The organism is Xenorhabdus bovienii (genome assembly GCF_024721015.1).
Classification (GTDB): domain Bacteria; phylum Pseudomonadota; class Gammaproteobacteria; order Enterobacterales; family Enterobacteriaceae; genus Xenorhabdus; species Xenorhabdus bovienii.
Map to the genome: position 1 here is coordinate 1 of NZ_JANAIF010000131.1, position 4374 is coordinate 4374.

General features: G+C 45.9%; 6 protein-coding genes and 2 pseudogenes. 5 read left to right on the forward strand and 3 right to left on the reverse strand.

What is annotated here, in order from left to right; genetic code table 11:
* On the reverse strand, window positions 1-140 hold a 140-nt coding region (locus NXS07_RS18650), incomplete at its 3' end, for a recombinase family protein (protein ID WP_258087381.1).
* A 270-nt stretch (window positions 141-410) separates the two neighbouring features.
* Between NXS07_RS18650 and NXS07_RS18655 the strand changes: the two genes are divergently transcribed.
* Window positions 411-1034 carry a hypothetical protein gene (locus tag NXS07_RS18655; RefSeq protein WP_258087378.1) on the forward strand — a complete coding sequence of 208 codons (624 nt, stop codon included), beginning with the start codon at window positions 411-413 and terminating at the stop codon, window positions 1032-1034.
* 59 nt (window positions 1035-1093) lie between these two features.
* A protein-coding gene (locus NXS07_RS18660) for an IS1 family transposase (protein ID WP_258087379.1) occupies window positions 1094-1788 on the forward strand; the annotation gives its coding sequence in 2 pieces (ribosomal slippage) (window positions 1094-1343 and window positions 1343-1788; 696 coding nt in all).
* Between the two features lie 30 nt (window positions 1789-1818).
* Here the strand turns inward: NXS07_RS18660 and NXS07_RS18665 are convergent.
* Window positions 1819-1989, reverse strand: a pseudogene (locus NXS07_RS18665) (IS6 family transposase); the annotation flags it as partial.
* Between the two features lie 72 nt (window positions 1990-2061).
* The gene (cynR, locus tag NXS07_RS18670) at window positions 2062-2964 is read right to left on the reverse strand and encodes a transcriptional regulator CynR (RefSeq protein ID WP_258087380.1); all 903 of its coding nucleotides are present in this window, start codon (window positions 2962-2964) and stop codon (window positions 2062-2064) included.
* Between the two features lie 111 nt (window positions 2965-3075).
* Here cynR and NXS07_RS18675 point away from each other — a divergent pair.
* From NXS07_RS18675 to NXS07_RS18685, 3 genes and pseudogenes are all read left to right on the forward strand, one after another.
* Window positions 3076-3278: pseudogene (locus tag NXS07_RS18675) on the forward strand (carbonic anhydrase); the annotation flags it as partial.
* A gap of 115 nt (window positions 3279-3393) precedes the next feature.
* On the forward strand, window positions 3394-3864 hold the full coding sequence (cynS, locus tag NXS07_RS18680) for a cyanase (protein WP_038224078.1): 471 nt from the start codon (window positions 3394-3396) through the stop codon (window positions 3862-3864).
* Window positions 3865-4005: 141 nt separating this feature from the next.
* A partial coding sequence (locus NXS07_RS18685; RefSeq protein ID WP_258087382.1) for an IS6 family transposase occupies window positions 4006-4374 on the forward strand: 369 nt, incomplete at its 3' end.

The following is a 4374-nucleotide window of genomic DNA, read 5'->3' on the forward strand; positions in this document are numbered from 1 at the left end:
GCCGCAACAGATCCGCTTACATATTCTTCAATCAGTCGCTGAGGTCTGATAGCAAATCCAGCCGCCTCGATTTCACGGCGCTGGTTTTCTGTATTCTGTTCAAGGGTAGACACCCTGCAGTAAGCAAAAACTCGTGACATAACGTTACTTTGTGTACGAAAATGGTGTACTAATTATAGCTTATGTACGAAATAAAAAACACTCACTTTCGTACAGTGTCGCTGCAGGTTGTCCGAAACCGACCGTTTTAGTACATGATATTTGGGCATAGGTAAATGTCACATTCCGTTTGTTAATTTTCGAAAATTAGATTCAATAATGAATCTAATTTTGATTCATGTCTAGTGTTGATTATTTTTTTATTAGAATGTACTATTGTATATCGATAAAATTAATCAATAGGATAATAAATGAGTGAATCTTTTTTGAGTCACTTAAAGGAAGTATATCAAGATCGTGAACGAGATCTCGTTACATTAAGTGTGCGTGTCAGTGTTGAGGAGAATGCGGCCATTCAGGATTTGGTAGATTCAGTTGGCTGTAACCGGCAGGATCTTCTTTATGAACTAATAAAAAAATACGCACTCAGTGAATGGGAGGTGATGAGAAACGAAGAACTGGATGCCGAACTCAGTGGCGGAGGTGCATCTGGTGATAACCATACGAAGACCTATTTTCTGCTTAACACAAACAAAGCCAATAGTGCTAAGGATCACCAATTTATGATTGAAAATGGCTTTGCTGCTGCATTTGAAGAAGGTTATATCCAGAAAATAGAAAAAATCCATGAAGGAGATACTGTCTTTTTGTATGAGTCAGGCGTAGGTATTGTTGCTTACGGCTCAGCAACGGGTAGGGTACTGAAAACAGATCATCTCGGTGTGAAAAATAAAACCTATTATCAAAAACTGGATGGGTTTCATGTTCTGGATAAACCACTGCCTGCCAAAAAAATTTGTACTCTGCTTAAGAGGAGAATTCCTTTCGTACAAACACTTATCAGGCTTAAAGATGGCGAAAAGCTTCTGAAATAACGGCTTGATTGCAGGTCATGTATTGAATAGTTAGTTAATGTGATATTTTATGGTGAAGTATGGCTAAAGTTGACATTGATTGTCGTTATTATCTCAAATCAGAAAAAGTGAAAGGACATGGAAAAGGTAATGGGGGACATCCTCGTTATCGCTGCTATGACTGTTGCAAAGTCTTTCAGTTGGAATATACCTACCAAGCCTGTAAACTGGGCGTTAAAGAGCAAATTGTCGATATGGCAATGAATAATGGCGGCATCCGTGATACCGCACGTGTACTGAAAGTTGCCACCTCTACTGTCCTGAAAACACTAAAAAACTTAACCCCCGGAACGTGACTACGCTGCCCCTTGATGGAAATAACATTCAGCTTATCTGTGAAATAGATGCACAAGGGTCGTTTGTAGGCAGCAATAAGAATCAGCGCTGGCTTTGGTATGCTTGGGAACCCCGAATGAAACGAATAGTCGCACATGTTTTTGGTGATCGCAGCAGGAAGACACTGGATAAACTACTGGCATTACTGTCTCCTTTTAAAGTTCGATTTTATTGCACGGATGATTATGCGGTTTATGATTGTCTTTCAGAAGAAGAGCACTTAACAGGAAAAATGTTTACCCAACGAATAGAAAGGACCAATCTCACCCATCGTACTCGCCTAAAAAGGCTGAATCGAAAGACGATTGGCTATTCCAAATCCGAAGAGATGCATGACAAGGTGATAGGGACGTTTATTGAGTGTGAAAACTACGTTTAATGAACGATCTAACTATTCAATACATGACCGACGGATGAGCCAACGGTGAAGCGTGGAATGATCAACGATAACACCACGCTCAGCCATCATCTCCTCGAGATTGCGCAGACTCAGGGCATAGGCCAGATACCACCGAACACACTGAGCGATAACATCGGTGGGATAATGCAGGCGCCGGAAGGCTTTTCGGATCAATGACATGGTCAGGTAACACCATAAAAAAACAACATGTTACCCGACGATGCCTTAATGCGACAGAACCACAGAACCTACTTATGTATATTTGTATCGAGGAACCATTTTATCAGCCAACTCCTGTGCAACTTCAATAAACACCCGCCCAGCCGCTGTTTGCCATGCCCCTTTTCGCTGCATCAACACCCCCGTTCTTTCCAGTTGTCGGTCAGCAAGCGGGATCGCTACCAGATCATTATTCTGCAAGGCAATTGCCGCCGGGAGCAGGGTTGAAAGCGATGTCCTGCGGATCACGTCTAAAACGGCGCAGATGGAAGTGAACTCCATCTGCACTTGCGGGCGCAGATCTGTCTCACGAAAATAGCGATCAATCTGTTCACGGGTAGCAAACCCTGCACTCAGCAGAATGAGTTTTTCATCGTTGAGTTCATTCAGGGCGATTTTGCGCTGCTGTGCCCGCGGATGGTGGCAGGCCACAACAAGAGCAAGGGTTTCAGTCAGCAGGGTTCTTGATGCAATTCCCGGGGATTCTCCGCCATCAAAGGCAATGCCTATATCCAGATCATCGTTAATTAACCGCTCTTCCATTCTCTCCTGGGACATTTCCTGGATTTGCAATGTGATATAGGGATAACGCGTATAAAATTCGGCAACCAGAGGCCCGATAAAATAGGTGGTAAAGGTGGGCGTGACAGCGACACGCAACGAACCTCTGCTGAGATCCTCCACATCATGAATAGCCCGTTTACCTTCATCCAGTTCCTGAAATGCACGGCAAACATACTGTAAATAAACTTCTCCGGCATCAGTCAGGCGGGTATTGCGTCCGCTGCGGTCAAACAGCTGCACGCCGAGGCTTTCTTCCAGAAGCCTGACCTGCTGTGACAGGGCTGGTTGCGATACATGCAGCGCTGTTGCTGCTCGGGTAAAACCATGGTGTTCTGCGACGGCGAGAAAATACCTGATATAACGGAAATTCATGACAATCACCCATAAGATTTTCAGATGATAATCATCATAAACGAGACTTTTACCTTATGGAATATGGGGTGTAACCTTCACCGCATCCCACAGCGAGACAGAAGATTCACAATGAAAAAAGTTATTGACGACTTTCTTAAATTTCAGAGTGATACTTTCCCTGAGCGCGTTGAGCTGTTCAGAAGCCTGGCTACACAGCAAAGCCCGCGGACGTTGTTTATCTCCTGTTCAGACAGCCGTATGGTTCCGAACCTGGTGACACAACGTGAATCCAGCGATCTGTTTGTGATCGTAATGCTGGCAACTACAGTCCGTAATCCGGTGGGGTCTCGGCTTCGATGGCTGACAACCCTGATGTCCGTGCAGTGCCTGTTCGGCAGTCATCGCCGTCTGATATTAATTTCAACTGTAAACAAATGAGGTATCACCATGATTCAGTCACAAGTTAACCGCGAAGTCCGCCTGGCGCTCGCCGACAAAATCCGGTCAGTCAAAACGAAGAAAGATCTCTCGTTCGCCCAAATTGCCGACGGCACTGGTTTATCGGAAGCCTTCGTCACCGCCGCACTCCTGGGACAGCATGCACTTCCGGCGAAAGTGGCTAATATTGTTGGCAAAAAGCTGGATCTTGACAGCGATGCCGTCATGTTACTGCAGACTATCCCTGTTCGTGGCAGCATTGAGGATCGCATTCCCACCGATCCGACCATGTATCGTTTCTACGAAATGCTGCAGGTTTACGGCACCACGTTGAAAGTGCTGGTACATGAAAAGTTTGGTGACGGCATCATCAGTGCCATCAATTTCAAACTGGACGTGAAAAAGGTTGCCGATCCGGAAGGTGGTGAGCGTGCAGTAATCACGCTCGACGGCAAATATCTGCCGACCAAACCATTTTAAGGGGTTCTGTCGCATTAAGGCATCGTCGGGTAACATGCTGTTTTTTTATGGTGTTACCTGACCATGTCATTGATCCGAAAGGTTCTGTCGCATTAAGCGGTCATCAGGTAAGCTTCCCTGTTTTTGAGCGAGTCCAGAGCGATGTCCCTTATCCGAAAAGCGTTCAAACGTCTGCATTATCCTGTCGATATCATTGCCCAATGTGTTCGTTGGTACCTCGCTTATGCCTTGAGTCTGCGCAATCTCGAAGAGATGATGGCAGAGCGTGGCATTGGGGTCGACCATGCCACTATACATCGCTGGGTGTTACGTTTGGTGCCCCTGCTCGGCAAGGCTTTCCGACCTCGCAAAAAGCCCGTTGGCTCCCGGTGGCGGATGGATGAAACGTACATCAAAGTGAAAGGTCAGTGGAAATACCTTTACCGGGCGGTCGATACCGACGGTCAGACGATTGACTTCCTGCTGACCGCTCGCCGCGATGCAACGGCAGCCCGGCGTTTTTTCCGTAAA

What these genes read in the sequence shown, in the direction of transcription:
- NXS07_RS18655 (WP_258087378.1), top strand. Translation starts at nt 411, where the DNA reads ATGAGTGAATCTTTTTTGAGTCACTTAAAGGAAGTATATCAAGATCGT.
- cynR (WP_258087380.1), bottom strand. Translation starts at nt 2,964, where the DNA reads ATGAATTTCCGTTATATCAGGTATTTTCTCGCCGTCGCAGAACACCAT.
- cynS (WP_038224078.1), top strand. Translation starts at nt 3,394, where the DNA reads ATGATTCAGTCACAAGTTAACCGCGAAGTCCGCCTGGCGCTCGCCGAC.